The organism is Pararhizobium sp. LjRoot238 (genome assembly GCF_964252955.1).
Lineage (GTDB): Bacteria > Pseudomonadota > Alphaproteobacteria > Rhizobiales > Rhizobiaceae > Pararhizobium.
This window is the reverse complement of sequence record NZ_CAXUPP020000002.1, coordinates 71,760-98,156: the sequence shown is the minus strand read 5'-3', so window position 1 is coordinate 98,156 and position 26,397 is coordinate 71,760. Positions and strand designations below refer to the sequence as shown.

Sequence of the window (26,397 nt, the reverse complement as noted above, 5' to 3'; positions counted from 1 at the left end):
GTATGGAGTCAAAAATGGCGCGGCGGAAGCTTCTCAAAATTCAGGATCGACAGGAGCTGTTCGGCGTACCGACCGATGAGGACAGCCTGATCCGTCACTATACTTTATCTCCATCGGACCGGCTGGAGATTGAAGTCCGCAGGCGAAAACACAACCAGATTGGCTTTGCTGTCCAGCTTTGCATGATGCGACATCCGGGCCGGGCGCTCATGGTGCATGAAATCCCGCCGCTGTCGATGCTCAATTATGTCGCCGAGCAGCTTGATGCTGATCCGGAGAGTTTCCATTTTTATGCCCGTCGAGAAGAGACGCGACGCGAGCACACTGCTCATCTGCTTTCCTATCTGGGAAAACGAACGGCAACTGCGCAGGACCGGCGAGTCGCCTTGTTGTCCGCCATCGAAACGGCGACCACAACAGATAAGGGTCGCTCCATCGCTCAAGCTATTGTCACCACACTGCGGGAGCGGAATGTGTTGCTTCCCGCATCTGACACAATAGAGCGGATCGGCTTTGCAGGCCGCGTAATAGCCCGCCGGCTCGCTGAGGCAGCGCTGATATCGGACCTTTTGGTCGAAAAGCTCCAATCCCTCGATGACCTTTTGAAGGTTGATCCCGAGATCGGCCAAACGCGGTTCCATTGGCTGCGATCTGCGCCGGATGCTCCGGGTGCCGGCAACCTGGTCGCGTTGATGGAGAGGATCACGTTCATCCGTGCGCTCGATATTGATCCCCGACTACAAGCCCGCATCCATTCCGGTCGTTGGGAGCAGATGGTCCGGGAGGGCGATGTGACGCCGGCATGGCTTGCCGCCGACTTCAACGCCAATCGCCGGCGCGCGACGATCGTCGCGCAGATCACCAAGCTCGGCCAAAAGCTCACCGACGCCGCAGTCACCATGTTCATCAAGCTGATCGGCAGGCTGTTTTCGCAGGCGAATAACCGCAAGAAGCAGCGCCATGTGAACACTCGGATGGAAACAGCCAAAGCACTACGGCTGTTTCTCGACACGATAACGGCTCTTCAGTCCGCTCACGACAATGACGAAGATGCCATCGAAACGCTCGACCGGCAGGTGGGCTGGCATCGACTTGTGCAGGCAAAGCCGGTGCTTACGGCAATGGTGACGGACAATGACGCGTCGCCCTTGATTCTTGCCGTCGAACAATATGCCAATGTTCGCAAATATGCGGGCCGGTTCCTTCAGATCTTTACATTCCATTCAAGTCGTCGGCACGATCCTTTGCTCGCAGCGATCGAAACCCTCAAATCCCTTTACACGGGAGGACGGCGCGTGCTTCCAGAACGCATCCCGGTCGCTCATCTCGGCGTGGCGGAGCGCAAACTGATCTTCGCGCAGGCAAGGCCCGATCGCCGGCTCTACGAGATTGCAACGCTTGCGGCATTACGCGACCGGCTTCGCTCGGCCGACATATGGGTTGAAGGCAGCAGGGCGTTCCGGCCGATAAATGAACATCTCATGCCCCGCCCTGCGTTCACCGAACTAAAGGAATCCGACCAGCTTGGCCTTGGTGTGCAGAGCGACGGCATGGCCTGGCTCACCGAAATGCAGCGGTTGCTCGACTTCAATCTCAAGCGTCTTGCCTATCGCGCCCGCAACGGCAAACTCCAAGGGGTCCGTCTCGAAGCCGGAACCCTGATCGTGACACCCTTGGCCAGCGAAGTTCCCGCCGCAGCCGATGAATTGAATGTCGAGCTCAGCGAAATGTATCCACTTGTCGAGGTGCCCGATCTTCTGAGAGACGTGCATGAGTGGACCAGCTTTGCCGATCAGTTCACCCATGTCCGAACAGGCGATACGCCGCAAAACATTCTGGCTATGCTCGCCGGCACGCTCGCAGACGCCACCAATCTTGGCCCAAAGCGTATGGCCGGAGCCTCCAAGGGGATCAGCGCCCATCAGATCGGCTGGATGCGCATGTTCCACGCTCGCGCGGAAACCTATCGCGCGGCGCAGGCCTGCGTGACGGACGCCCATGCGCGTCATCCCCACGCCCAGCTTTGGGGCACCGGAACGACTGCATCATCCGATGGTCAGTTCTTTCGGGCCAGCGATCGTGCCGCCAAGCGCGGCGATATCAACCTTCACTACGGTAGCGAGCCGGGCTCGAAATTCTACAGCCACCTTTCCGATCAATACGGCTATTTCAGCATTCTGCCGATCAGCCCGACCGAGAGTGAGGCAGCCTATGTTCTCGATGGCCTGTTCGACCATGACACTATCCTGGAAATCGAGGAGCACTTTACTGATACCGGAGGTGCCAGCGATCATGTATTTGCCCTCTTCGCCCTGATCGGAAAGCGCTTCGCGCCCCGGTTGCGTAACCTCAAGGACCGGAAGTTCCACACCTTCGAGAAGGCCGATGCCTATCCGGCGCTGGCTGACCATATCGGCGCGCCAATCAATACCGCGCTCATTTTGGAATACTGGGATGATCTGCTTCATCTGGCGACATCGATCCGCACCTGAACCGTCGCGCCCTCTACGATCCTTAAAAAGCTGGCGGCATCCTCGAAGCCGAGCCAGTTGGCAAAAGCCCTACGTGAGCTCGGCCGCATCGAGCGATCCCTGTTCATGATCGAATGGTATTCCAACCCGGCACTCCGCCGGCGATGTCAGGCCGGACTTAACAAGGGAGAATCCGCGCACAAGCTCAAGCGTGCCGTCTTCTTCCACGAGCGCGGCGAAATCCGCGACCGCTCGTTCGAGAGCCAGGCATTCCGGGCTTCCGGCCTCAATCTGGTTGTCAGCGCTATTGTTCACTGGAATACCGTCTACCTCAGCCGCGCCGTCTCCCATCTGCGTCAGAGCGGGCGGAACATTCCCGATGCCTTGCTCAAGCATGTCTCGCCGCTCAGCTGGGAACACATAAATCTCACCGGCATCTATTCCTGGGACACCGAGCAGCAGATGCCTGAAGGCTTCAGGCCATTGCGACTTCCTGGAAGAATCCTGCGTGCTGCATGACGGTCATTCGAGCTTAGCGTACGATTTCGAGCAGTTCTTGTTCCGACCCCGATTCAGTGAGATAAAATCAACCGACACGCGCCGGCGGAGCGCCCCAGTTGGGACGTCGCCAATCGATCCCTTCCCAAAGCATGGCCAGTTGCGCCGTTGTCAGCCGGGTCGTTCCATCTGCTGCTGAAGGCCATGGAAAACGCCCCCTCTGCAATATTTTATAGTAAAGGCAGAAGCCCTGGCCATCAAAATACAGGAGTTTTATGCGATCGCCCCGTCTTCCTCGAAACGCGAAGACTGCCCCTCCCGTCGGCTTCTGGCGTAGCACATCCTGCGTAAGCGCAGCCAAACCTTCTACCCCTTTGCGCATGTCCGTGGCTCCGCAGGCGAGATACACTCGAACACCGGTTCCTGGTCCAATCATGCTGCTTCAACCGCCCGGATGAGCCGTGTCAGGACGGTGGCATCGACGCCACTGTCGAAGCGAAGGCTACGCCCATAGTTCAACCGCAACTCGATCATTGCAGGCACGCGCGCAACGTCCTCACGCCCGAGCGGGGCGTCATGCATGGCGGACGTGTCTACGGGAAGGAAGACCGTATCGGCAGTGGACGGCAACAAACCCTTCTTCTTCAGCTCATGCCGCCAGGCGTAAATCTGCTGCCGGGTCACATCGTGCCGATGTGCAACCTCAGTGACCGTCGCACCGTCGAGCCCAACCGACATGACAATGGCGAGCTTCTTCTCGTCGCCCCAACGCCGCCGCCGTTCCTGACCAAGAATTTCGACCCGCATCCCATACCTCGCCTAAGACACGTCATCAACGACGTCGTTAATGACGTGTCTTAGGCCATCAAGGCGCTATCCGGCAGGCGGTGCCAATCGGGTGCTTACGAACGACGGAGAGCCCGCCGCACGATCACGGTTCCATCTCCGGCAATGCCGTGAACTTGGAAAACGGATTTGGCCAGATCAAGCCCGACTGTGGTAATCTTCTCCATGGAACGGTCCTTCTTCTTGTGGCGTTTCGCACGACCACGTTAGGCACTTTTGATGCCGTTCGAGAAGGGCCGTTCCACCTCATCAGCTTCGGGCCGTGTGTGGACGCCCCCGGAAATGCAAGTGGTTTTTTCACTTTGGCGATGAGCAATGCGGTCGAGTTCCGTCGTGTGTCCGGCCTCATGATGCGGCCTTACAATGCCGCGGGCCCTTATGGATCGTTCGGGGATCTGGTCCAAATCGACTAGGCGTGCTCAAAGGCACTTGGCCCGAAACTGGTTTTCCCGATCCCGTCTTCTCGACTTTTCGCCCATAAACCTCCGCTTAGAACCGCCGCATTTCGACGCCTCCAGCCAGTCGCCCTCAGGCGGAAGCTGGAGTCTGGTACACCCCGCCGCGGGCCATCAAGACCCAGGCGACACGGGCGATCTTGTTTGCCAGCGCGACTGCAACCAGCATTTTTGGTTTCCGCGCAAGCATGCGTGCGAGCCAAGACCCTGCAGTCGCGCCATGCCGCGCAGCCTGTTGCACTACGGCCATCGCACCAAGGATCAGGAGACGCCGTAAGTCTCTTTGCCCCATCTTCGATGTCCCGCCCAAGCGCGTCTTGCCACCCGTCGAATTCTGTTTCGGCGTGAGCCCGAGCCAGGCAGCAAAATCACGCCCCTTCGAGAACGTCGAGGGCGATGGCGCGATGGCCAGCATCGCAGCAGCGGAAATCGGACCGATGCCGGGAATCGTTGTCAGCTGCCGGGCGGTTTCATCCGTTCTCGCAATTTCCTTGATACGCTCGTTCAATGCGGCAATACGCTCATTCAGTGCCGCAAGATGATCGAGAAGTTCTCTGCCGAGATCAACGACAACCGCCGGAAGTGCCGTATCCGCATCTTCCAGGGCCCTGGTCAAATGACCTATATGCTGGATACCCTGCGGTGCGATAACCCCGTACTCTGCAAGGTGACCGCGCAGCGCATTGGCCGTCTGGGTTCGTTGAACCAGCAGGAGATCACGGGTTTTAAAAACCATCGCCTGGCTCTGCTTCTCCGCGCTCTTGACTGCGACAAAGCGCATCGTCGGACGAGACGCCGCCTCGGCGATCGCCTCCGCATCAGCCGCATCATTCTTTTGCCGTTTGACGAACGGCTTCACATACTGAGGCGCGATCAAACGCACCTCATGGCCGAGTTTTCCGATCTCCCGGCCCCAATAATGAGCACTGGCGCAAGCTTCCATCGCCACAAGACACGCCTGATGCTCAGCCAGCAATGGCAGGAGCCGCACCCGCGACACCTTCCGGCGGAACGTCACCGAACCATCAGCCCCCATTCCGTGCAGCTGAAAGACATTCTTCGCCAGATCAATTCCGATGATGGTAGTATCGTTCATGGACACTCCCCTTTGTAGCAACGTTTCGACACCGCTACCTTGGCACATTGCGATGCCGTAGGGGGCGTCCACCCCATCGACTAGGCCTGAAACGCAACCAAGCCGCCTCAAGCGCATGACACAGGCTCTTTGCTTCGCCGCATAATGCTCAAAGTCGAGCTCAGAGATCAGCCAGCTTAGTCTGCGGCCTTGCCCGGATGGTTACCTCGTAACAAGAGGCACGTTCTCAAGATAAGGGACCCAAGCGATCTGCATTCACAACCGCTCCTGTTCAATCGTGTCGCCTGCCGCAGGTTCGTATCATCCGACCTTCCTGTAACCAGCCGCAACTTAAGGCGACGGTTCCCTTCTGCCCCATCATCACGTTGGCACACCCGTTTCGTCTTCGATGGTCATGAACATGACGCCTTTGGCCGATCCGGGGCGCTGGCGCACGAGGACGAGGCCTGCTACGCGCTCGTCTTCGTGGCTTCGCGTGATTAGAATCTCGACAGGGCGCCCCCTCTGATGCGAGGCGCGGCAACAGCTTCCGCCAGCGTTCGCGGCTTGTCGCCCCATCCATCAGCAGTGTTCGAACCGGTCGACAGACCAGTTGAGTGGACGGCGTTCACGTTGATCGTGATTCCTTCGCCCCCCTCGTCCACCGTGACTGGGTGGGGCGAGAGAAACTCGACCAGGTGGTCGGACCCGCTGGCGGCTCCTAGTTGAAGATACGGCGTGCCCTCCCGCTCGTCGTACTTCAATGGCGACCGGAGCGCAGCGGCGACGCTCAAAGCGCTGGCATTCGGCAGGTTGCGCCACCAGTCCTTGTCGATCCCTTCGCCGGTTCCGTCGATAGGGTTCGGCATGCTGCCGCCCTTCTGTGCGCCTGCATCTTTCTTGTCTTCATCCTTTACGGGCTCACCGGTATCCTCGTAGACCCACTCTCCGTTGTTGTTCAAAACTGGCTTGTGCTCTTTTTGTGTCTGGCCCGAGCTGGACCCGGAACTGCCCGTTGAACCACCGGTCGAACCGGAACCGGTGCCCGAGCCCGAACTTCCGCCCGAACTCCCGCTTCCGTTGCCGGGCGCCCCACCCTCGTGGCCGTAATCGATTCCGTTACCGAACGGGCGATCTTCAGGTTGGCCCGATGAACTCCCCTCGCCGCCGCCCGATGAATTGCCGGCGTCGCCGTGGCTACCTCCGCCGGGATGCGAGAACGAGCCAAACTGAACGGAGTCCGAAGGGCCGGTGAACTGCCCAGGCCGTGTGAACGGACCGAAACCGATCGGGCCGTTCTCGCCGAACGGGTCGTCGCCCAATGCATCGACATACCCGATGAGGGCCCCGACTCCCCCGATCAGAATGCCCACCCCGGACACCGCGAAGCCGGCCGGCCCCACAACGAGTTCTCCAGGGCCGGTAAGAATCCCGCCTATGGCAATCCCGACGCCGAGCGCTCCGATCGTGGCGCCTAGTGCGCCCAATGCCGACGCCGTCCCAGGCGGAAAGCCACTAGGCGTCTGTTTCGGAGGAACGGACGACACGTTCGGAGCCCCGGACGGAGCTTCATCAAACGAGGTCCGGGATGGGGAGTTGATACGCTCGCCGACCGTCAGATCATGCGCAGCGGCGCCGCTGAATGCGAGCTCCGCGTCCGAGTCCCACATTAGATTGGGTCCAACGAAGAGTGTCGTCAGACTGGATGTCCACCCGTCCGCGTCCGGTCGCTCGTCCGTCACGCGGGGGCGGCGGTAGAAGTCGTACTCGTAGGTTGCGAGCGCGCCGCCGGAGCCATCCAGGATGCTGGAGACGAGGTTTCGACCGTTGTATGCGTAGTAATACAGTCGCTCCCCCTCGCGTGTGTTCCGTACAATCGCCAGCGGCTGCTCATTGGGGCCGCCATATACTAAGCGTGTCACGAGGGTGCCGTCCCTCCATTCTTCAATCAACCGATAGCCACTCCAGACGCGAGTGTAGGTATGGGACTCTCCGCTCTTGGTGACACGCTTCAGAATCTGGCGGCTGAGCACATCGTACGCATACTCGATCGTCTGCGCTGTTTCGCCGTTGTGCCCGAGGTCCTCGACGCGAACGAGTCTGTTCGCATAGTCGTAAAGATATCGTCGCTCCGCAGGAACCCCATTCTGATCGCGGGTCTCTGCGATTCGGTTGCCATTACCGTCGAACGTGAAGCGATTGTTGCCGACCGATGAATAACGCTCCCGTGACGTCGCTTCGGCCACGTCTTGCGCCACGATTGCCAGAGCTCCATCGCGCACGGTTCTGCGCTGCCAGAGTCCTGTCGGTCCCAACTGATACAGCACGTCCCGGTCGAACGGGCTATTCGGGTCGGACAATCGCAGAACGCCGTACTGAGCGCGCATGGGCCGATGAGCCGAATCGTAGAAATAGCGCTCACCAGCGTCGTCGCTACGTCGAAGGTGTACCTCCTGAAGCCTGCGCCCCCCGGCGCCATAGCTGTATCCAGCGCCGTCGCTCACGGTCCCTGTTCGCTGCGCACGGTAGACGACGCGTGCAAGCCAGTTTGTCTCCGGCTCGTAGTCGTATACCGCTCTCAGACCTTCGCCGAGCCGGACCCGATCCACCTGCGTGCTCGAGCGGTACGTGAAGGACGCGACCGGTCCCAGCGGCCCGGCAACGTCGACGGGCCTACGCAGTTGATCGAACGACACGTCTACCGCGTAATTGTCTGAATAGCGGGCCTGTATCTGATTTCCGGCCGAGTCGTAGCTGTAATGAATCGTACGTCCGGACTGGCTCTCCGACAACACCCGTGAGAGAGAATCGAAATGTCGTCTCGTCGAGATCCCTGCGCTCGCCGCGAGCATGACGCGATCCAGATTGTCGTATTGCACGGTTTCAACCTGGGCCTCGTCGTCGCGCGTTTGAATCGTTCGTTCAATCAGGCGATTGAGCACGTCGAACCGATTGGCGAAGATCTCATGGTCGCCGCGGGTCATGCGCAAGACGTTACCGCCGGGATCCCTCTGGAAGCGCGTCGTCACTCCGTCGGCAAATGCGATGCTGCTCAGGCGATTCAGCGCATCGTAGTGGTATCGAGTTGCGTTTCCGCGGGCGTTGATCGAGGTGACGAGGCGGGCGTTATCGTCCCATTCAAACCGGTGCACCAGCTCCTGCTCTGCAGGCGAATCGGCAGTGTCCGTATGACCACTCGCCCGCATCAGCAATCCCCCGAAGAGACCGAACGTATCCTGGAGCAGAACAACAGTCGCTCCGGCTGCATCTCGATAGTCGGTCGGCGAGTTCAACGCATTGTAGGCAAGGAGCTGAGGAGTTCCGTCGTTCACTGCGCGGGCGACTACTCGGTCCATTTCATCAAACTGTTGGTCGACGACGTGATGGAAGGTCGGGTCCAGTCGAGACACGCGACGCGCGTTGCTATTTTCGTCGTACTCGATCGAGAGAGTCTCGCCGGTGTCGTCTCGGATATCGGTGACCCTGCCGGCCCCGTCGTAATCGAGGCGGACGGTGTTCCCGGCCTCGCTCCACACAGCTACGGGCAAGTGGCCCTCGCCGTACTGCACGACGGATGAGACGACGCCTTTCCGGCCGTCGTACTGACTGTTTCCGAGAGGCGCGTCCGTGACCGCATCTCGCCACGCGCGATCGACCCGAACTCGCCTGTTCAACTCGTCGAATTCCAACCACGATTCCGCGAGTGTCTTCACTGGCACATCAACGACGTGCTCGAGCGGGTCCGGCCGGAGCGTCGCACCAAAGATCTGGACACGGACGACATTGCCGACAGCGTCACGCCACTGCTTCTTGGAGGTTCCGAGCGCATTGGTATAACCCTCATAGCGGTGGTACGCATCGTAATTATGCGTGGTGGTGTTTCCACGGGCGTCGATGGTCTCGCGGAGGCTGCCGTTCGGAGTATAGGTGTGACTAATGGTGCTGACGGATTCTGAACCTACACCAAAGCGACGAACAAGAAGATGATGGTGCTCGTCATAGTCATACTCGATGATGTTTCCAAGAGGCTCCACCTCACGGACGACATTTTCGGCGGCGTCGCGTACGAACGTGTGAGCCTTCTGCCTCGTCCCTGACGCCGCGACGCGCTTCACGATGTTGTTCAGGGTGTTGAATTCGAATCGTTCACGTATCTCGCTCGTGACGAAGTTCACCTGGCGGGCGCCGTCGTCGTAGGCATGATGGCCAAACTTGAGCGAACATTCCACCATGTTCCCATTGGCGTCGTAGTCGAACGACACGCGATACTCGAAGGGTTCACGCGAAATGGTTCCGACAAGGTTGCCGAGTTCATCGTATTCTAGGCGCGTGGGACGCCCTTTCCCGTCGATGATGGAGACGAGATTGCCGCGCTCGTCGTATTCGAATTCTGAGGTGAGGCTCGCCGGCGTTCCTGCCATTCTCCGCTCATCGCTCGCTGCGTCGCGCACCACGCGAGCCAAATAGCCGCCGGCTGTTTGGACCAGCGTGTTCAGGTGTCCCGCTGACGAGGACGCGACACCACGTTCCGGGTAGTAGAAGTACTGTATGGATGCGCCGCGTGCGTCGGTATACGTGATGATCTGGCCGGCGTTGTTGTACTTGTATCGGGCGGTAAGCTGAAGCGTCCGCATGCCTCGACGGCCGCCATCCGCCAAATCGTGCACTCCCAGCACAGGGTAGACACGGGCCGTCACATTGCCGCGCGAGTCGTATTCATACTGTGTCGTGTTCCCACGGGCGTCGGTGCGCGAAGATAACTGCTGAAACATCGGCTCGTACGTGGACCGCGTCACCAGCGGACCGGCGTTTTCACCGGAACCGAGCGCAGGGAGCTGTCTCACTTCCAGGAGGTTGCCGCGGGCTCGTGGATCGTTGTTGGCCTCGTCGTACACCCATTCAGCGGAATTGCCGGCTGGGTACGAGCGCTGCACAAGCTCGCCGTTCTCGTTGTAGCGTGACGTAGTTGTCAGCGCGACCATGTCGTCGCCGTCGAGGCGATCGGCAGGCCTCAGCGAAGCCTTTCGGATCGGCAGGGTCCGTTGGAGTACCTGCCCACTGCCATCATGCAGCAACTCGAGCACGCCCCCGTTCTTGAGCGTGACGCGTGTCCAGTACACAGGCGCACTTCCCGGGCTCGTCGAAACGGCGTCGTATTGGAACCGAAAGGCTCCTCCACCGTGCTGCTGCACGTTAACGCGCCCCGCCTCGTCGTACGCATTCCGCAGGAACGTCTGACCTTTGGGATCGGTGATGGAGAGCAGACGGAACTTGGCGTCGTAGCAGTATTTCGTGCAGCGTCGACCATTGATGCCGCGGATGCCGGGGTGAACGACCTCGGTCAAACATCCGTCATGGTTGTAACGGTATTGCCAATGGCGCCCGGTGTGGTCTCGGGTTTCGACGACGCGGTTTGCCTCCAGTCTAATCACGATGTGCCGACCAAGCGAGTCAATCACCACAATCTCGTGGTCCGCATAGGCGAACTGCATCGTGTTCAGATTTCTGTCTTGAACAGCGAGTAACCGCCCGCCATGCTGAGGGAGTTCGAAGATCAGGTGCTCGCCGAAGCGTTGCTTCAGCACGAAGCGGTCGTTCTCCTGCACAAGGACACCGTAGAACCCCGGGGCGTACAACGCAGCCGCATCTTTGCTCGCGGTGAACAGAGAGACCCGACTTCGTTCGTCGTAGTACAGCACATCGTCGTGTGCCTGTTCAATGCGGCGGGCATACTCGAAGCTCCACCCACGCCCCAGTAGGCCGGCTTGATGAGCGAGAGCCGAACGATACTTGCGTAAGAACCGGAACGAGAGTCCTCTGCCCGGCAGCTCCAGATCCAGTACTTCCGGAGAGAACTCCCCGCTGTGGCTATACACGTGCGCGCCGACGACGCTTTCGTTCCGGAGTGGAGGTGGCTGCAAAGGCATGGCGGTTCCCCTGGGATCGTAATTGATCAAGCAGCGCGATGTGCCGTAGAAGATCTCCCACAGAGGGAGAGTCTCTGTTCGACCAAGAATAGAGACAATGCCAGTGTGCCATGCCCTTGTGCAAGACCTAAAGTTCTTCGCACTACTGCTGTCGCTTGGCAGTTAATTGTGAGAATGGCTTTTCAACGATGTCAACGTTAGCTGCGTACCTAATTTGAGAATGTACACTTACTTTGATAATCGAGTCTGACCATCGGCATTTAATGTGAGAATCAGCGTCAGCAACGTGGCGGCATTGCATTTGCCGAGGACGGCGGATGAACATCAAAGGATGCACGGCCTTCACGCCGATACGATTGCAGTATTGCAGTTAATACCAACGAGCGCTAATCAAAACCGGTGCGCCCAATCACGCATTCCAATCGACATGATCTTCCACGGTTGTGCGACCAGCTTGTTCCATGCGTCACAGCAATGGGAAATGATGTCGTCGTAGTCTTTAAATATCCGGTTGGACAACCAGTTCTCCCTCATAAATTGCCACAGGTTGTCGACGGGGTTCAATTCGGGCGACCGCGGTGGCAGGAACAGCAGCGTGATGTTGTCGGGTACTTTGAGCTTCGGCGTGACGTGCCATCCCGCCTGATCAACGAGCAGCACGGCATGAGCGCCTTCATCTCGCCGTCCTCTCCGTCCTCTGGCCTACACCACATCATCTTGGCACATTGCGATGCCGTTAGGGGAGGACGGCAACCACCCCATCTGCTCTTGTCCTGACCCCATAATGACTGGACCTGGGCATAGGTTTGGTTCACACTTCTGTCGTGGTCTGAGCATTACGCGTCTCAATGGAGGGCGACATGAAGCACCATGAATTCGATCAACTGCAGAATCTTGCCAGGATCCAGGATTATCCTCATCCCGTCATGCCGCGCGACAAGCGTCTTCAACGCTGGGCGGAACTCCTCGAAGCGGATCCGCCGCGGCTTCTCTCGACGTTGCACGAAACCGAATATCAGCCGCGCGCGGTGCGCGCCGCGTTGCGCTGCAACAACTCGGCGATCTCGGTCGCCTTCGACGATCCTGTCCTTCGGGCAGCCGGGCTGAAAAACGACACTTACGGAGAGGCGAAACGGTTCTTCGAACTGTCCGACAGGCAATTGCACCGTATCGTCTGCTACTGCCATTTCGGCGCGACGGTAAGCGCTCAGACGACCGCCAGCTATATCCGGGCAAAGCATGTTGACCAGCCGGAAAGTCTTATGGCCCGTCTGCGTGCGATGTTTGTTGGATAAGCCGGCAGGGTCTCTTGGCGCTCGCCGTCCTGACAGCGAAATAACGGGCGCAAGTCGCGCGGCAGTCCATCCGGCCGTTTTGAAACGTGGGGCAACATCCTGCTGGCGGCTCGTCGAACCAGACGCGGGAACGTCGAGAGGCGAATGTCATTTCGGCGCTTCCAAGATGTTTACGACAGCGGTCATCCGCTGGTCGAAGCGCCATATTCCCGGTTTGGTTCAGGGAAACCCGACCAGCAAGGTGGCATAGACGGAGCGCCTCGACGTTAACACGCTTTAATTCGCGAGGCGGTCCGCGGATAACGATAGTCGGATGGTTAGTCCGGTCGGGCTAAAGTCCTGGGACAGCTTCGCATCAAGCTGCGCAGCCGTGGCCTTGACGAGCATGCTTCCAAAGCCTTCCCCGCCTTGCATGGCATCCGACGGCCCGCCACGTTCGCACCAAACCAATGTATAGCGATCGCCTTCAGCTGTGCATTCAACCGCTATGCGTCCACTGGGCATGGACAGGCTACCATGTTTGGCTGCGTTCGTCGCAAACTCGTACAGCAACAACGCGAGTGGCGTGATCGCGTTACCACTCACGCGCACGTCAGGCCCAGTTATCATGAAGCCGGACTCTGCATCGACCTTGCAGTCATAGGGCGAGAGGATGGTCCTAATGAGGGAATGCAGACTTGTGGCTGGCGCCTCCCTGGGATCATCGGTCAGGCGCGGCGTCAGGGTGAGAGAGTGAGCCTGGGCGAGTGCTGAGAGTTGAGCACATACAGCAGAAGCTAGATCGGATGGCGAAGTCGTGGATCGAGCCCTAACGCGGACGATGCTGCTCGCCACGGCGAAAAGGTTCTTGACCCGATGCTCCATTTCCCGGAGCAACAGGTGCTGCTTTTCCTCCGCACGGCGGCGATCGGTAATGTCACGCGCGATATAGGATACGCCCGTGATCGTCTCGTCGCGATCCAAGACCGGCGAGACCGTCAGCGAGATATCGACCAGGTTTCCGTCGTTGCGTTGCCAAACGGTCTCGTAGCAACTGTCGTGTTCTCTGTTGCGTATCCGCGAGAGAATAGCCGCTTGTTCTCCGCGCCGATCACGTGGGACAAGGACTGCCGCAGGTTTTCCAACGGCCTCGCCCTGCGAATAACCCAGCAGCCGTTCGGCGCCGGTATTCCAACTGGTGACGATGCCGTTCAAGTCACTGGTGAAAATGGCATCCTTCGATGATTCTACGGCGGCGCTCAATCGACGGGCGTTATCGTCAGCCAAGCGACGGCCGATGCTGAAGCCGAGTTGCCGTGCAATCGTCACTGACAATTGGAGCTCGTTCGTCGTGAAGTCGCGAGGCTTTGCAAAATAGGTCATGAACTTGCCGATGACCTTGTCATCGATCGTCAGCGGAATAAACGCAAGGGCGCGAATGCCTTCCTGCAGGATGGTCGCCTTCAGAGCTTCCGGTATGTCAGCCGTTTGAACGTCGTCGATGAAGATCGGTTCGGCATTTTGATCGCCCGGGCGCCATGGCGAGTGTCCGTCGACGGCCTGCCGATAGGCGGCTGACAAGTTCCGCCAGGCGACGAACCGCATGATCCCATTGTCGTCGAAGCGGAGGATCGACGCCCTGGCGCAACCCAGTCCATCGGCAATTGCATCCAGAGACGCGTCATAGACATCACCCATCGAACGCGCTCGATAGAGGCGGTCGGTAAAGCGATACAGCACACTCTGCTCGTGGGCCCGCCGCGCGAATTGTTCCGCGGTGCGAGCGTGCTGGTCCTTCATCTTGACCACCGTTCTCGAAAGCCGCCGATGCGAGCGGCCGAGTCTAGAGTTTGGAGGGTGATCTCGGGATACTACGCCTGCGGCGTGCGTTTGGATAGATGCTGGGCGCAGGTGAACCCGCAGAGCTGGCGCTCAAAATCGCGTGGTAGCTCGGCCGACGTTACCAGAGTGCGGACTCCTCAATGTGGCCCGTATTTACCTCCGCGTCAGCTGCGACTCCCGGGCCCGGCGCCCTGGCTTCGTCCCGCGCTTGACGTAGCCGTTGCTCTGGCTGCCGTCGGAATTTCGAACATGTGGTTGGTCTGCCCGGTGCGCCGTGGTCCGTTCTGACTGCGCGTGAGCGAAATCGCGAAACTCTCCCACCCTCCCATAACTCCGTTCTTTCCGCGCAGCGGCAGCTTCGATCAAAAATCAGGAATTCTGGACTTACGTTGCCGCAGTCAATTTAGGTTCACCATAAAAGGCGCGGATCGCTGCGACAACACCAGCGGTTAGGACCGCAATCCCGCCAGCTTCCGTCAACGTCGGCCAACGGCCATGGGCTACCAGTCCGAAGAGCGTTCCGAAGACTGTTTCCGACACGATCAATTGAGCGGAAAGCACGACGGGCAACCGTTGTGCGGCGATTGTCCAGGCCGCGGCCCCGCCGACGGATGCTAGGATCGCCAGAGAGGTTCCCCAGACGTAAAGTGGTGCCGCAACATTCCAGCCGAGGCCGAGCCTGGGTATCTCGAACACGTCCATCACCACACCGATCGGCACGAAAGCCAGCATCTCCAGTCCACCACCGGCCATGATAAGCGCTGTCCAGACGCCCGCATCCATGCCCGGACGCTTCGCAAGGGCGCTCTGGTTGAGAAGGCCGAACCATGTCCATAGGATCACGGCTGCGACCGCTAGCGGAATGCCGATCACCAGCGACTGTGTCGTCGCCTTGCTTCCCGGGTCGAGGACGCTGATGTTGACGAGACAAAGGCCGATAGCAGCCAGCATGAGAGGCAGAAGCAAAACATTCCAGGAGACGGTTCTGTGACGGAGGTTTCCCGTGATTGCCAGTACGACCGGCACCAGCCCCAGAAACGCGGGCGCGATCACCGGGCCTGCGAAAATGGCCGCCCCCACGACCGTCAGGAAATAGCCGACATAGCCGATGAACCCGAGCCAGAGTGCCGTCAGCAGGTCGCGAACGCTCAAATCTCGGGCGGCCGCCCTTCTCAGGGCTAGAATGCCCAGTCCGACGGCGCCGGAGATCACAAACCGGAATACCGCAAAATCGAAGACCGAATAGTCGCCGATGACGATGGGTACGACAAAATTCAGCGACCATGCAAAGGCCGCGAAAAGGGCGGCCGCGATGCCGATCAACATGGATATGTTCATGGGGATGGCGCCTTTGCTTTAAGGTTGAAGTCCGGACCGTTTGGTTTGTCACGAAGAGCCGAGGCAGACGGCGCCGAGCGCGACGATCGCGCAGGCCGTGACACGCCGCACCGTCAGTGCTTCGCCAAGAAACATCCGGCCAATCAGCGCAGCGAACACGACACTGGTTTCCCTGAGCGCCGTGACCGGACCGGCGGGGGCGAGGGCGAAGGCCGCGATCACCGCGCCGTAAGCAATGAGAGAAACCATGCCGCCGCCTATCGCCTTCCAGGTTTCGGGCGAGCGGACATCCACGGTAAGTTTTCTTTGCATGGCGACAAAGGTTGCCGTCATCAAGGTACCGTAGATCAGGAAAATCCAGATCGCGTAGCTGCTTGCATTGCCTGATATCCGCACGCCGATCGCATCGACCGTGGCGTAGCTGGCGATAAACAGGCCTGTCAGCAGCGCAAATAAGATGGAGGTCGTCGAGGCGCGGGTCCGGCCCAGAGAAAGGCTCATGATACCGAGTGCAACGAGAACGACCCCGATCATCGCAGGCAAGGTAAGATGCTCACCGGCAAACACCAATCCGCCAAGCGTCACTAGCAGCGGCACGCTGCCGCGAACGATGGGATAGACCTGCCCCAGTTCGCCATGCCGGTAAGCCAAAACCAGAAAGACGCTGTAGCCGACCTGGAGACAGGAGGAGAGGAAGAGATACGGCCACGCCGCTGAAGACGGAAGGGGAAAGACAGCGGCAAAGGGAGTGGCGACCACGGCCATTGCCAGGCTCATGACCGTCACGGTCCAGAGACGATCGGCGCCCGAGCGCAGGAAGGCGTTCCATGTCGCGTGCAGGACCGCCGCAAAGAGTGCGAGACCGATAACGGCCGTGCTCATTGAAGGTCATCCGGCATGGCAATGATGCTTGACGCCGCCTTGCGGACGTCACGCATGGCAGCGTCCCCCTGCCCCATCTGCGCCAACAGGGTTGCTCCTTCGAGAAGCATGAAGAGCGCAGCGGCCGCACTTTCAGCCCGATCCGCGGGCATTGTCTCATCGAGAATTTGGCGCAGACGTCGTTTCAGACCGTCCTTGTGCCCCGCAACAGCCTCAAAGACCGGATGGCCGGCATCGCCGAATTCGGCCAGCGCATGGGCAAACAGGCAGCCATGGAATTCCGGGCTGCGAAACCAGCGCTCATACCAGTCGAAGATGGTGGCGATCTTCTCCTCCGGCGTTGCCACCTGTTCAGCGAGGTCGTCGAGTTGGGTATTGAACCGGTCCGTCCGGTACCGCAGCACTTCGACGATCAGTCCGTCCTTGCTGGGGAAATGGCGGTACATCGTCATCTTGGCCACGTCCGCCTCGGCGATGATGCGGTCGATACCGGTGGCATGAAAGCCGACGCTCTTGAACAGGCCATAGGCGGTTTCGATGATGTGCTGGCGCTTGTCGGTGGTGACGGATGGTGATGGCATAGGAAACGCCCATTGTGATGAGACAGGTCTGTATCAGAATGGGCTGAATTGCCGTGGCCGTCAAGAAGGCCGCCATCGCATCGCGATCATGGTCAGCGCGACAACGACAATAGGCGAATTGCGAGCCGATGGTGAAAAATTGCACGCCGGGAGGCTGGAAACCCTAACCTCTATGAATCCAACGCGTTATGGATAGGACGGGTTGAAGGCTAAGGAATTGGCCCCTGAGCGGCGGCGCTTCGGAAAAAATGCCAATTTGGGACCCTTTGCAGAAGTTCGCTCGCCTTCGGCCGCAGCCGTACGCGGCCTGGGTTCTGGAGCATCAGCTGGCGCGGCCTTCGAGTAAGCCCGTGAAAAGCTCATTGCACCACTTCTGGCGCTGCTCAATTAGTGCCGCGTATCGTACACATTTCCACGAGGCCAGGTCCGCGCAAATCTCTTCGACCGACAATACATCATGGAAGCCTTTTGCCGTAATAGCTCCGTCTCGGCCTTCGGGTGCAACAGAACCCCAAATGAGAATTGCGCCGTCAATATCGATGCTCTTGCCTTCCACGAAAATCGTTTGGTCAACCGTTGGAAGTGCGGCCCTCAGGAATGCTTCAAATGCAGGCTTCTTGTGATGATCAAGTTGAGAAACATGTTCCAAAACAAAGAATTTAAAATTCTGAAACTCAATCTCGCACTTCATTTCGCTCACATAGATCTTGCCGCTGGCACGTTGTCTAAGGGCGAAGTCTAGTGTGTACCCGCGGCCACCATCATCTATCTTGATCGTTGGTCGGCCGAGGTTTTCGTATGGCGAGCGCTCGTCACCAGTCCATACCGAAACGATTTGTTCGGAAAAGATACCAAGCACCCTAGAGAGAAACTTTGCGCGTTCTCTGTCCGCTTGACTTGTGAATTTGAAGATATTGCGAAGGCGCTGGCTCATGAACTTCTTCTCGAAAATGGGGACCCGCATATGAAATTTCAGCTTAGTCCGAATGGATGCCTTAGCAAGCTGGTTCCGTGTGGGTCCGCTTTCGGCTCTCCTGCGACCTTCGGAACCTCCGCTAATGGCGTATCAGCGATGTGCGCTTATTGCCATCACGAACGCCATAAAGCGCACGCCATGTCGCGTAACAATAATGTCCAATAATGCCGGCGTATCGATCATTCCGCCATCGAGGGAGAGAAATGGCTCACAGCAGCGATCGGAACACCGAAAACACCTCCCGGACGACGCTCCGGTTGCCACTCCGCCGCAGTCCACGGGCCTGCTCCGCCTCTCCCCTTGCCGCCCATCCCTAGGACCCGGCCGGGGATCGCCCATGCGCCTTTGGTCTGGCGCGTGAGGACCGGGGGGCAGGGCCGTCGGCGCCGATCGGCTGACCGGCCAGGCGGTGGCGCCGCGCGTCAAGCGCTGGCCGCCGTGCCTGCGATCTCACCCAGGCCGCGGGACTTTGATTGTCTTCGCTGGTTCAGTTGTCAACGCCAGGACAACTGGTCTTTCGGCAGGCGCCCACTCGGATCGAATACCGTTACCCGATACGGCAAATCCGGTCCCCATTTCCACAGCACCAGATTCTGGTCTTCCGCATCCGCCCCAGGCGCGAAACTTGGCACGAGAACGCCGGCGATACCCTGGGCCTTCAGCCGATCATAAATTGACCAGGATGCCGGACGGTCACCGTCCGCAAGCGCTGTCGCCCAGGCGCAAGCCATTTCGTCGATCGTGACCGAGAATTCTCCCCTCCCCTCACCCGTCGTCAGGTCCGCGATATCCTTGCAGTCGACTTCATAGGAACATAAGACGCAAGGATCGATACGATGGGCGAAGCCCTGATTAGCCTCCTTGATAGCCGTCAAAATGCTCAAACCGAGATAGAGCGCGGGAACGCCTCGAGGATTGAAGCGCGCACCCCGAATTGCTGCGCCATCGCCAGATGTCGGCTTGAACGACCAATGTGGGTCATGCGCCCGGTAACAGGTCGCGGCAAGTCTCACGCAAAGCCACCAACCGCCATGTGATCGAGATAGTCCCGAACCGCGCCAGCCTTGCCGTCCTTGACAAGCGCTTCCGCCGTTCGTCCACCAAATGCGGGGAGCGGTTGTGCGCGGTACCAGGCCATGGCCTGTTCCTTACCGCCCGCCCAGTCACTTACTCTACTGATGATTTCAAGCATCTCGCGCAGACGTCCCTGCGCCTTTGCGGCTCGACTCCGCTCAGCCCGATAGAGCGTTTCCCGAGCCAATCCAGCCGTCTCGGCAAGCTGGCCCTTGGACATGCCAAATCCGTCCGCAACCTCCGCAATCGCAATCTTACCGAACCGATCCATATAGGACAGGATCAGAGGCTCATTCTGTGCGGGCACCTTGAGTCCTTGTCCCATATCTATCTCGCCATATTCAACGCCATGTTTTCTGTGCAGAATATATGCCAAATACCACGCCCATTCAAGGTAGAAGCTTTCTGACTACGCGACGTTCATTCCTAAGAATTAGGCATTCGTAGCGTCATCACGATCGGTCCCCTACCTGTTGATCCCTGTCGGCCGCACCAAGACAACAACGGCCGAGGATGACGAACGCGCCGTTCTGATCGCCGGCCGACCGGCCGGCTCGCCACAATCGTTCAACGACCTATAAGAATGGCAAAATCGGGATACGCCGCTGACCTGCGACGATCGCGTGGCTGACGCAACGAAAAAGCCCGACGCGGGAGGAGATGCGCCGGGCTTCGATGAGTGCAACAGTTCAGCATGAGCCGGGCGAAACTATCGCGAACGGCCAATCCCACAAACGGAGAAGGCCTGGGTTGAACCCAGCCTTCCAAACATTGTTGGGCAGTCAGTTCAGGCCTGCAGATTGTCCGCCGACATCTTGCCGGACTTACGATCCTTTACCAGCTCATAGGTGATCTTCTGCCCATCGTTCAGACTCCGCATGCCGGCCCGCTCCACCGCGGAAATATGGACGAAAACGTCCGCGCTGCCATCGTCGGGCTGGATGAAGCCAAACCCCTTCGTTGCATTGAACCATTTTACGGTACCGGTCGCCATAGCGTCTTCCTTCGATCATTTGCCTTACCGCCCCATCGGCGGACTGGCCTCGCGCGAAGCACAGATAGACGCTTCCGCGCTCCGCACAAAGCTGAAAATTCTATCCAAGCGTCGAAGCGGCTCCCAGCGGTGATCCTGGTCGCGACTGGTGCTTCATTTTGCCTGTCTGGGGCGAGATCTCGCCGGGATAGCCGCAATCGGCACCTGCCTTGGCGGTGGGAAGAAGCAGCTCTTTCAGAGCGCGATGATCGATTTCATAACTAGTTGATTTTCAAAAGATCTCTTTTACTTTCATCGCTGGCCGCTAACAAGAGTTGGGGCCACCGATCATGATACCCTCTTCGCCCCGGCACCATGAGCCCGCATCAGAGCCATCAGCATCGGGCCGAGCGAGAACTCCCGGCGTCTGGCCTTGCCGGTCAGATGCCGCAGGTAGCCGCCAGCCGAGTTAATATGCCCTGCTCTCTCGAGGATGCATGCCACCGCTACCGCAGCGTTTTCTGGCCCCATGGCCTCGCAGGCATCCTGATACGCTGTCGGACTGACCCCCAGCATGGATCTCACCACCACGGCCGCTGACATCAGATCTCGCCAACTGCCCACCACGCCGCCCGGTCCGTAATCGATGATATCCGGGCAAGCCTGAAGAACCATTCCCAGCGGGAATGCTTTGATCGGCTCGCTTGCTGGTCGGATGTCTGGGTTCGATTTCGCTCCATGTTCCTTTTCGAAGCGTGGTTCAAGTTCAATAATGGAATCGGTATTAGAATTCTGTATGTGGCGTTCATAATGGACACCATTGGTGTCGTTTTTTTCCAATTTTATCTGCATTTCCAGCAAATTAACGATTTCGTCGCGGAGCATCTGCATCTCTTCGAGAATCGGCAGCAAATCGTTCGTGGTCGGCGCACGGGGTATTCGTGCCAGCAACGCTACGAAATGTCCCTCGATCGCCCCCCAATTGCCTGCGGCGCCCTCCTCCATCGCGGCGGAGATCAACTTTCGGACATCACGCCGGCAGATTGACAGTGTCTCCTTGGTCAGACGGAACCGTTTGCGCTCAGCGGCTATCTGTTGGGCCATGTGGGCGAATTCGTCGGCGCGGGCAAGCATAGGCGCGAGGCTGAAGCCGAAAGCCTGCTCAAGGTCGCCTGAGCCGTCACGGCGAGCATAGCGCTTCCCGTTCGGGCTGTCCTTGCGAATGATCAGGCCGGCGTCGACCAATGCAGCCAGGTGCCGCCTGAGCGTCGTCCCTGCGATCCCATGCGCGCGAGCGGATAGCTGAGTGTTGGATGGGAAAACGACGAGGCCCCGTTTCTCCGACAATTCGTTGTCTGGATAGAATGTCAGCAACGCGTCGAGCACGGCGAGCGTGCGGTCCTGGATCCCGAGAATCATCCTCGCCTCGCAGGCGTCACGGAAAACTTTCCATTTGTCGACGGTCTTACCCGCCTTGATTTCGGCCGTCTCAAGCTGCCTTTTCATCAAGGCAAGCGTCATCGGCCGCCGCCCAACGGGCGTCGTTACACTATACGTCTGCATTTTCCTTCACCTTCTGTCAGGCAAAAGAAATCCAGTCACCAAAACGGCGTCAAAGACTCTTGACTGTGATTCGGGGAAATGCGATTCTCTAGGTGCGAAACTATGAGAGAGGCTTCCACGACGGCGACGTTTTGGGGGCCTTTTCTTTTGCGGTTCAGTCTCCTATTCCAGCTATGTCTTTTGACTGCACAAACTCTTCGTAGAGAGCGTTGAGCTTGGCTTCGACAAAGGACCCGAACGCCGGTTCAATTCCCTTGTCGAAGACGAGGTTCAGTTTCTCGTCGGTTTCTGAAATCCTGACAACTTTCCCGCCACTCGCGGTTTTCCAGATCGTTGTCCTGGCCTTGTCCTTCACCTTGCGGAGTTGATCATAGATCGCCTGGAAACGTTCGTCCGACGTCATATTCTGGAAGTTCGGTTCCTGACTGAGCTTGATGGCTTTGGCTCTTTTCCCGTTTTCCTCGAGAAGGTCAGCAACTTCTGCCCATCGTGTGCGGCCAAATCCAGGTGCTGCGCCAATTGCTTCGATCAATTCTCCAGGAAGGCGGTCGACCAGTGCAATCATGCGTGAGAGCGCTGCTTTGTCGACACCGAGCGCTGACATTATGACGTCGCGGTTGAACTGACGTGCTTCGAGGCGGAATGCGAAGAACGATCGTTCTATGAAAGTCAGATCGGTGCGAGCATTGTTTTCTTGCCCTTGGCTAACGACGAGCTGCTCATCGCTGAGATCCCGTACAACGGCCTTGACGGCCCCACCTATTTTCTTGACTGCCGCCAGGCGGCGATGTCCATACGCAACCTGAAAGCGCCCTTGCCTTTCGGGGTGCGGACGAACAAGAATCGGCACTTGCTGCCCATGCTCTCTAATCTGGGCAACCAGCGTTTCCTGATCCTGCGCGCTGACGCCTAGGCGGTCCACGACGAATGAACTGTCTATCAGCAGTGGATCAAGCTCTACGACTGTCAGGCCCTGCGCGAGCTGTCTTTCCAGATTTTCGGCACGCTGCGCCTTCTCATTGATCCCACCCAATGATTGTGAGATTGCCCCCACTGGGCTTGCACGCCGAAGCGGTTTTTCGAAGCCCGCGAGCGGCCGCGCATTTGCGAGGGTGTGGTCAATCTCCGCTGCCGCCGCTGCATCGGGCTCGCCCAGTCCGAAAATATTCTTGCGAGCCATGGGTTACTTCCTTCCCCAAGTCTGCTTGATAAGATCCTCGATCTCCGAGTTCACCGCTGTAAGGGATTCCAAGGCGCGGTCATACGTGCCTCGCGTGAACTGGTTGCGATCAACTTCATAGAGAGTCTGCTTGGTCAAGCCGGCGTCAGAGATCGCGGTTGATTTGACCATCGCGTTCTCGAGAACCCGGTTGCCGAAAATTGACTTCATGAAACCCGACATTTGCGACTGCGGACCATCGTTCGGTTCGAAGCGCGTTACGAGATAGCGCATCCAGTCGTAATCCATGGTACCGCCGGCATTCTCAACGACGCGAAGCAGATCGCCGGTCATATGCAAAAACTGGCTCATGGACATGACATCCAGCATTTGGGGGTGCACTGTTATCAGGACAGCCGTTGCCGCGCAGAGGGCCGACAAGGTCAGGAAGCCCAGTTGGGGCGGGCAGTCGATCACAACGATATCGTAGGCACTTTCGATCTCGGCCAAACGCTCGCCAATCCGCGCGAAGAACATCGAGTCGACGCTCTGGCGCGCTGCAAGCGCCTTGGGCGTCTCGTGCTCGAACTCCATCAGCTCGAGGTTACCGGGAATGACGTGCAGGTTCGGGGTGTAGGTCGCCCTGACAATTTCGGTAATATCCCGTTTCGCCTCGTCGTACCGGATTGCACCGTAAATGGTCTCGTTCTCGCCGACGTCCAATTCAGGTTGATGGCCGAAGAGCGCTGAAAGGGATGCCTGGGGATCCAGGTCGACGGCCAGAACCCGATATCCTCTCAGCGCCAAGAACTGGGCGAGATGGGCTGAAGTCGTTGTTTTGCCGGAACCACCCTTAAAATTCATGACGGAGACGACTTGTAGTTTCTCTCCGTCACGGCGATGGCGAACGTATTTACGAGGCCCCTTCCCTCCTTCGTCAAGGATCTGCCGCAGGGCCTCGATATCCTGCACGGAATACATTCGCCGACCGTTTGCCAACGGCTCCGGGCCGTGACCATCGGCAACGATCTGGCGCAGGTAGCCCTGATGGATGCCAATGAAGTCTGCCGCCTCTGCAGGGGTGAACTGACGAATGGTCTTAAGGGCGGTGGGCGGAAATGTCCGCTGCTGGTGAGCCTGGAGTTGGCGCGACAACTCATCCGCATCAGACGAAATGAGGGAGCGCAAGTTGTCGCTCTTCTTGCTATTTGCCGTGTTCAACATCTGTGCCTCGAAAATGAAATCTGCGCTTATCGCCAGCTAAGCGATCAAAATGCGCTGATCGCAATAGACCCGATTCTAAACCGTGTGGCAAAGAGTTTTTCGTTAACAAAAGGTTAACGTCCCACTCAAAAAATCCGCGCGCACCACCTACGTTGTACATGTACAACTGACGCTTGGAGAGGCTTACGTGATTCCCTAGTCGCGGCGTAGCCTGCCCGGTCGCGTTCCCTCATTTTACACAGGCGCAGCCACGCACTAGAAATGGCCTGCAAAATCAAGGCGCACCGTTGTATGCGCTCGTTGCGACAGCCACCTGCGTGAAAGGCCCGCCACCAAGCAACTTCAACCGAACACTTATGGTTTCGCGCGGTCAAAAATCTTGGCGCCCACTCTCGCCTATTGAAGAGCGCCCTCCCCTTTCGGACCGATCTTCAGGCGGCGGTCGCTTTAAATGCCCCCCTGCCAAAATCGGCTGCCGACGGAAAGAACTGGATAGTGTGCGGCTGATAAGTCCTGCGATCTAGAAGAGAGGAAAACCAGAGCCGGCCGCGCTCGCCACGGCTGGCCGTCCTGAGCGACGACACTTCGGCCAAGATTGTTGACTGCCTGTTTTGAAGAGGGGCTAAGATTGGCGAGGCGAGCGCCTCGTCGCATCTATGGCGATTTCTCCGGCACGCGCTCCAAAGGTTGGGCGGATATGCTCGCCGCACACGCTATTATTCCGCAACAGCGATTTGTCCATACGACGGAAAAGAATGCCTCGATATCAAGCCCGTGATCTACGCGATGGACTTGCTGCATTGGGGCCGTTTCGACGGCTTCTGCCTGGTGTCGTGGGACGCCGATTTCACCCGACTTTCCACCCGTATCCGCGAGCAGCGCATGGAGGCGTTCGGCTTTTCGTCGATTGATGCGCCAGCCGCCCTGCAGTTAAATAAGTGAGCTCAGCCAAGCTGCCGTGCTAGTCCGGTCGAGCCGGATGACCAAGGAGGGTGGGGCAGGGCAGGGATTGCCGAGGACCTCGTTGTCCAAGATTTCGGTGGCATTCTTTTTTTGTGGACGGCGAGATTGAAGCATCAGTTCACTCGGCAGCCGGGGGGCATCAGCTACAGCCCCGCGGCCTTGGTGAGATTGACCCTGAACCTGTCCCTTCGGCGCTGGTATTTGCGGGTCATTTCGGCAGAGGCATGGCCGAGCTGCTTTTGCACATAGCGCTCATCGACCTCGGCCGAGGAGGCGAGGCCGGCGCGTAAGGAGTGCCCGGAGAATTTCTGTGCCCTTTCTCCCTCGGCAAGATCGCCGCGCACGCCGGCTGCCAGCGCCGTGCGCTTGACGAGGCGGGCCACCTCCTGGTCGTTCAATCTCTCCGACCCCACCAATTTACCCTGACCCGTCACCCGCCGGAAGAGGGGACCATGGGCGATTTTGGCGAGCTTGAGCCACATCCCCAGCGCGGCGAGAGGGCAGGTGGCGTCCGATGAGCCGCGGCCGATCTCGACCTCGCGCCAGCCGGTCTTGCCGCGCAACGTCACCAGCAATCCCTTGTCGAGGATCTCCACCCAGCCGCGGCCGTCCTGTGTCTGGTCATTCTTCACGTCAAGCCCGACGATTTCGGAGCGGCGCAGGCCGCCGGCAAAGCCGATCAGCAGCATGGCGCGATCGCGTATGCCCCTTAAGCTTCCCCGATCGAGGGTTTCGAGCATGGCGATGAGGTCTTGCGGCATCACCGCTTCCTTCTGAACCGGCGGTTTTGCGTGGATGTTGCGGATGCCGGCCATGACGGTGGCGATATGGCGATCCTTCCGATCCAGCGGCTGGCCGCGCTGGGCATAATTCCAGCTGAGCGAGGAGAGACGGCGTTCGATCGTCGAGACCGAATTCGGCTTTTTGTCCCCCGTCACAGTCCCCGATGCGCAGGCGGTGATATAGAGGCCGACGATCTGCGGCTCCGGGGGGAGGGGGGCTACGTTCTGGCGCCGGCACCAGGCGGCAAAATGCTTCCAGTCGCTGACATAGGCGCGCCGTGTATTGGACGAACTGGCCGCCTCGACATAGGTGCGGGCGCGCTCCGTGAGATGTTCGAGGTGAGTGGGCAGTGCGCTCGGCGTCTCCGTGGGTGAGTTTTCGCGCGACCCGGCCGAACCGCCTGGAGATTCGGCGAGGGCAGAAGGGGCAACATTTCCGCTTGTTCCAACCATAGCTTTCCTCATCGTATCGAGTTGCGTTTGTGACCCGCCTC

At 58.8% G+C, this 26,397-nt stretch carries 18 protein-coding genes and 3 pseudogenes; 3 read left to right on the top strand and 18 right to left on the bottom strand.

Annotated elements, in window-relative coordinates; genetic code table 11:
• Nucleotides 1–14: 14 nt before the first annotated feature.
• Nucleotides 15–2,990: pseudogene (locus tag ACSQ3F_RS21445) on the top strand (Tn3 family transposase).
• Between the two features lie 67 nt (nucleotides 2,991–3,057).
• Here ACSQ3F_RS21445 and tnpB read toward each other — a convergent pair.
• The 6 genes and pseudogenes from tnpB to ACSQ3F_RS21415 all read right to left on the bottom strand — a co-directional run.
• Nucleotides 3,058–3,405, bottom strand: coding sequence for an IS66 family insertion sequence element accessory protein TnpB (gene tnpB, locus ACSQ3F_RS21440; protein WP_436102293.1), 348 nt, complete (start codon nucleotides 3,403–3,405; stop codon nucleotides 3,058–3,060).
• Nucleotides 3,402–3,776: an IS66-like element accessory protein TnpA gene (gene tnpA, locus ACSQ3F_RS21435; protein WP_436102292.1), complete on the bottom strand. Its 375-nt coding sequence runs from the start codon at nucleotides 3,774–3,776 to the stop codon at nucleotides 3,402–3,404. The genes tnpB and tnpA overlap by 4 nt, the downstream gene beginning before the upstream one ends.
• A gap of 98 nt (nucleotides 3,777–3,874) precedes the next feature.
• Nucleotides 3,875–3,982 (bottom strand): annotated as a pseudogene (locus ACSQ3F_RS21430) (IS110 family transposase); the annotation flags it as partial.
• Between the two features lie 361 nt (nucleotides 3,983–4,343).
• A complete protein-coding gene (locus ACSQ3F_RS21425) occupies nucleotides 4,344–5,366 on the bottom strand; it encodes an IS110 family transposase (RefSeq protein WP_436102291.1) in 1,023 nt (340 codons plus the stop codon).
• A gap of 479 nt (nucleotides 5,367–5,845) precedes the next feature.
• The gene (locus ACSQ3F_RS21420) at nucleotides 5,846–11,272 is read right to left on the bottom strand and encodes a DUF6531 domain-containing protein (protein ID WP_436102290.1); all 5,427 of its coding nucleotides are present in this window, start codon (nucleotides 11,270–11,272) and stop codon (nucleotides 5,846–5,848) included.
• A gap of 390 nt (nucleotides 11,273–11,662) precedes the next feature.
• A pseudogene (locus ACSQ3F_RS21415) lies at nucleotides 11,663–11,944 on the bottom strand (transposase); the annotation flags it as partial.
• A gap of 188 nt (nucleotides 11,945–12,132) precedes the next feature.
• Here ACSQ3F_RS21415 and ACSQ3F_RS21410 point away from each other — a divergent pair.
• Nucleotides 12,133–12,567 (top strand): hypothetical protein, encoded by a 435-nt coding sequence (locus ACSQ3F_RS21410; protein ID WP_436102289.1) that lies wholly within the window; start codon nucleotides 12,133–12,135, stop codon nucleotides 12,565–12,567.
• Nucleotides 12,568–12,843: 276 nt separating this feature from the next.
• Here ACSQ3F_RS21410 and ACSQ3F_RS21405 read toward each other — a convergent pair whose 3' ends face one another.
• From ACSQ3F_RS21405 to repA, 11 genes are all read right to left on the bottom strand, one after another.
• Complete coding sequence (locus tag ACSQ3F_RS21405) at nucleotides 12,844–14,346, bottom strand: sensor histidine kinase (protein ID WP_436102288.1); 1,503 nt, start codon at nucleotides 14,344–14,346, stop codon at nucleotides 12,844–12,846.
• Between the two features lie 426 nt (nucleotides 14,347–14,772).
• On the bottom strand, nucleotides 14,773–15,726 hold the full coding sequence (locus ACSQ3F_RS21400; RefSeq protein ID WP_436102287.1) for a DMT family transporter: 954 nt from the start codon (nucleotides 15,724–15,726) through the stop codon (nucleotides 14,773–14,775).
• Between the two features lie 48 nt (nucleotides 15,727–15,774).
• A complete protein-coding gene (locus ACSQ3F_RS21395; protein ID WP_436102286.1) occupies nucleotides 15,775–16,608 on the bottom strand; it encodes an EamA family transporter in 834 nt (277 codons plus the stop codon).
• Entirely contained in the window at nucleotides 16,605–17,189 is a 585-nt protein-coding gene (locus tag ACSQ3F_RS21390; protein WP_436102285.1) for a TetR/AcrR family transcriptional regulator, read from the bottom strand. Before ACSQ3F_RS21390 ends, ACSQ3F_RS21395 begins: the two co-directional genes overlap by 4 nt.
• Before the next feature lie 322 nt (nucleotides 17,190–17,511).
• Nucleotides 17,512–18,123, bottom strand: a complete 612-nt coding sequence (locus ACSQ3F_RS21385) for a hypothetical protein (protein WP_436102284.1) — start codon at nucleotides 18,121–18,123, stop codon at nucleotides 17,512–17,514.
• A gap of 536 nt (nucleotides 18,124–18,659) precedes the next feature.
• Nucleotides 18,660–19,178, bottom strand: coding sequence for an RES family NAD+ phosphorylase (locus ACSQ3F_RS21380; RefSeq protein ID WP_436102283.1), 519 nt, complete (start codon nucleotides 19,176–19,178; stop codon nucleotides 18,660–18,662).
• Nucleotides 19,175–19,564 (bottom strand): antitoxin Xre/MbcA/ParS toxin-binding domain-containing protein, encoded by a 390-nt coding sequence (locus ACSQ3F_RS21375; protein ID WP_436102816.1) that lies wholly within the window; start codon nucleotides 19,562–19,564, stop codon nucleotides 19,175–19,177. Before ACSQ3F_RS21375 ends, ACSQ3F_RS21380 begins: the two co-directional genes overlap by 4 nt.
• A 462-nt stretch (nucleotides 19,565–20,026) precedes the next feature.
• The gene (locus ACSQ3F_RS21370; protein WP_222275749.1) at nucleotides 20,027–20,233 is read right to left on the bottom strand and encodes a cold-shock protein; all 207 of its coding nucleotides are present in this window, start codon (nucleotides 20,231–20,233) and stop codon (nucleotides 20,027–20,029) included.
• 327 nt (nucleotides 20,234–20,560) lie between these two features.
• Entirely contained in the window at nucleotides 20,561–21,775 is a 1,215-nt protein-coding gene (repC, locus tag ACSQ3F_RS21365) for a plasmid replication protein RepC (protein WP_436102282.1), read from the bottom strand.
• A 154-nt stretch (nucleotides 21,776–21,929) separates the two neighbouring features.
• A complete protein-coding gene (gene repB, locus ACSQ3F_RS21360) occupies nucleotides 21,930–22,955 on the bottom strand; it encodes a plasmid partitioning protein RepB (RefSeq protein WP_436102281.1) in 1,026 nt (341 codons plus the stop codon).
• A 3-nt stretch (nucleotides 22,956–22,958) separates the two neighbouring features.
• Nucleotides 22,959–24,158, bottom strand: a complete 1,200-nt coding sequence (repA, locus tag ACSQ3F_RS21355) for a plasmid partitioning protein RepA (RefSeq protein ID WP_436102280.1) — start codon at nucleotides 24,156–24,158, stop codon at nucleotides 22,959–22,961.
• 627 nt (nucleotides 24,159–24,785) lie between these two features.
• Here repA and ACSQ3F_RS21350 point away from each other — a divergent pair.
• The gene (locus tag ACSQ3F_RS21350; protein WP_436102815.1) at nucleotides 24,786–25,100 is read left to right on the top strand and encodes an NYN domain-containing protein; all 315 of its coding nucleotides are present in this window, start codon (nucleotides 24,786–24,788) and stop codon (nucleotides 25,098–25,100) included.
• 164 nt (nucleotides 25,101–25,264) lie between these two features.
• Here the strand turns inward: ACSQ3F_RS21350 and ACSQ3F_RS21345 are convergent, their stop codons facing one another.
• Nucleotides 25,265–26,356 carry a site-specific integrase gene (locus tag ACSQ3F_RS21345; RefSeq protein ID WP_436102279.1) on the bottom strand — a complete coding sequence of 364 codons (1,092 nt, stop codon included), beginning with the start codon at nucleotides 26,354–26,356 and terminating at the stop codon, nucleotides 25,265–25,267.
• Nucleotides 26,357–26,397 lie beyond the last annotated feature (41 nt).

What these genes read in the sequence shown, in the direction of transcription:
- tnpB (WP_436102293.1), bottom strand. Translation starts at nt 3,405, where the DNA reads ATGATTGGACCAGGAACCGGTGTTCGAGTGTATCTCGCCTGCGGAGCC.
- tnpA (WP_436102292.1), bottom strand. Translation starts at nt 3,776, where the DNA reads ATGCGGGTCGAAATTCTTGGTCAGGAACGGCGGCGGCGTTGGGGCGAC.
- ACSQ3F_RS21425 (WP_436102291.1), bottom strand. Translation starts at nt 5,366, where the DNA reads ATGAACGATACTACCATCATCGGAATTGATCTGGCGAAGAATGTCTTT.
- ACSQ3F_RS21420 (WP_436102290.1), bottom strand. Translation starts at nt 11,272, where the DNA reads ATGCCTTTGCAGCCACCTCCACTCCGGAACGAAAGCGTCGTCGGCGCG.
- ACSQ3F_RS21410 (WP_436102289.1), top strand. Translation starts at nt 12,133, where the DNA reads ATGAAGCACCATGAATTCGATCAACTGCAGAATCTTGCCAGGATCCAG.
- ACSQ3F_RS21405 (WP_436102288.1), bottom strand. Translation starts at nt 14,346, where the DNA reads ATGAAGGACCAGCACGCTCGCACCGCGGAACAATTCGCGCGGCGGGCC.
- ACSQ3F_RS21400 (WP_436102287.1), bottom strand. Translation starts at nt 15,726, where the DNA reads ATGAACATATCCATGTTGATCGGCATCGCGGCCGCCCTTTTCGCGGCC.
- ACSQ3F_RS21395 (WP_436102286.1), bottom strand. Translation starts at nt 16,608, where the DNA reads ATGAGCACGGCCGTTATCGGTCTCGCACTCTTTGCGGCGGTCCTGCAC.
- ACSQ3F_RS21390 (WP_436102285.1), bottom strand. Translation starts at nt 17,189, where the DNA reads ATGCCATCACCATCCGTCACCACCGACAAGCGCCAGCACATCATCGAA.
- ACSQ3F_RS21385 (WP_436102284.1), bottom strand. Translation starts at nt 18,123, where the DNA reads ATGAGCCAGCGCCTTCGCAATATCTTCAAATTCACAAGTCAAGCGGAC.
- ACSQ3F_RS21375 (WP_436102816.1), bottom strand. Translation starts at nt 19,564, where the DNA reads ATGGGACAAGGACTCAAGGTGCCCGCACAGAATGAGCCTCTGATCCTG.
- ACSQ3F_RS21370 (WP_222275749.1), bottom strand. Translation starts at nt 20,233, where the DNA reads ATGGCGACCGGTACCGTAAAATGGTTCAATGCAACGAAGGGGTTTGGC.
- repC (WP_436102282.1), bottom strand. Translation starts at nt 21,775, where the DNA reads ATGCAGACGTATAGTGTAACGACGCCCGTTGGGCGGCGGCCGATGACG.
- repB (WP_436102281.1), bottom strand. Translation starts at nt 22,955, where the DNA reads ATGGCTCGCAAGAATATTTTCGGACTGGGCGAGCCCGATGCAGCGGCG.
- repA (WP_436102280.1), bottom strand. Translation starts at nt 24,158, where the DNA reads ATGTTGAACACGGCAAATAGCAAGAAGAGCGACAACTTGCGCTCCCTC.
- ACSQ3F_RS21345 (WP_436102279.1), bottom strand. Translation starts at nt 26,356, where the DNA reads ATGGTTGGAACAAGCGGAAATGTTGCCCCTTCTGCCCTCGCCGAATCT.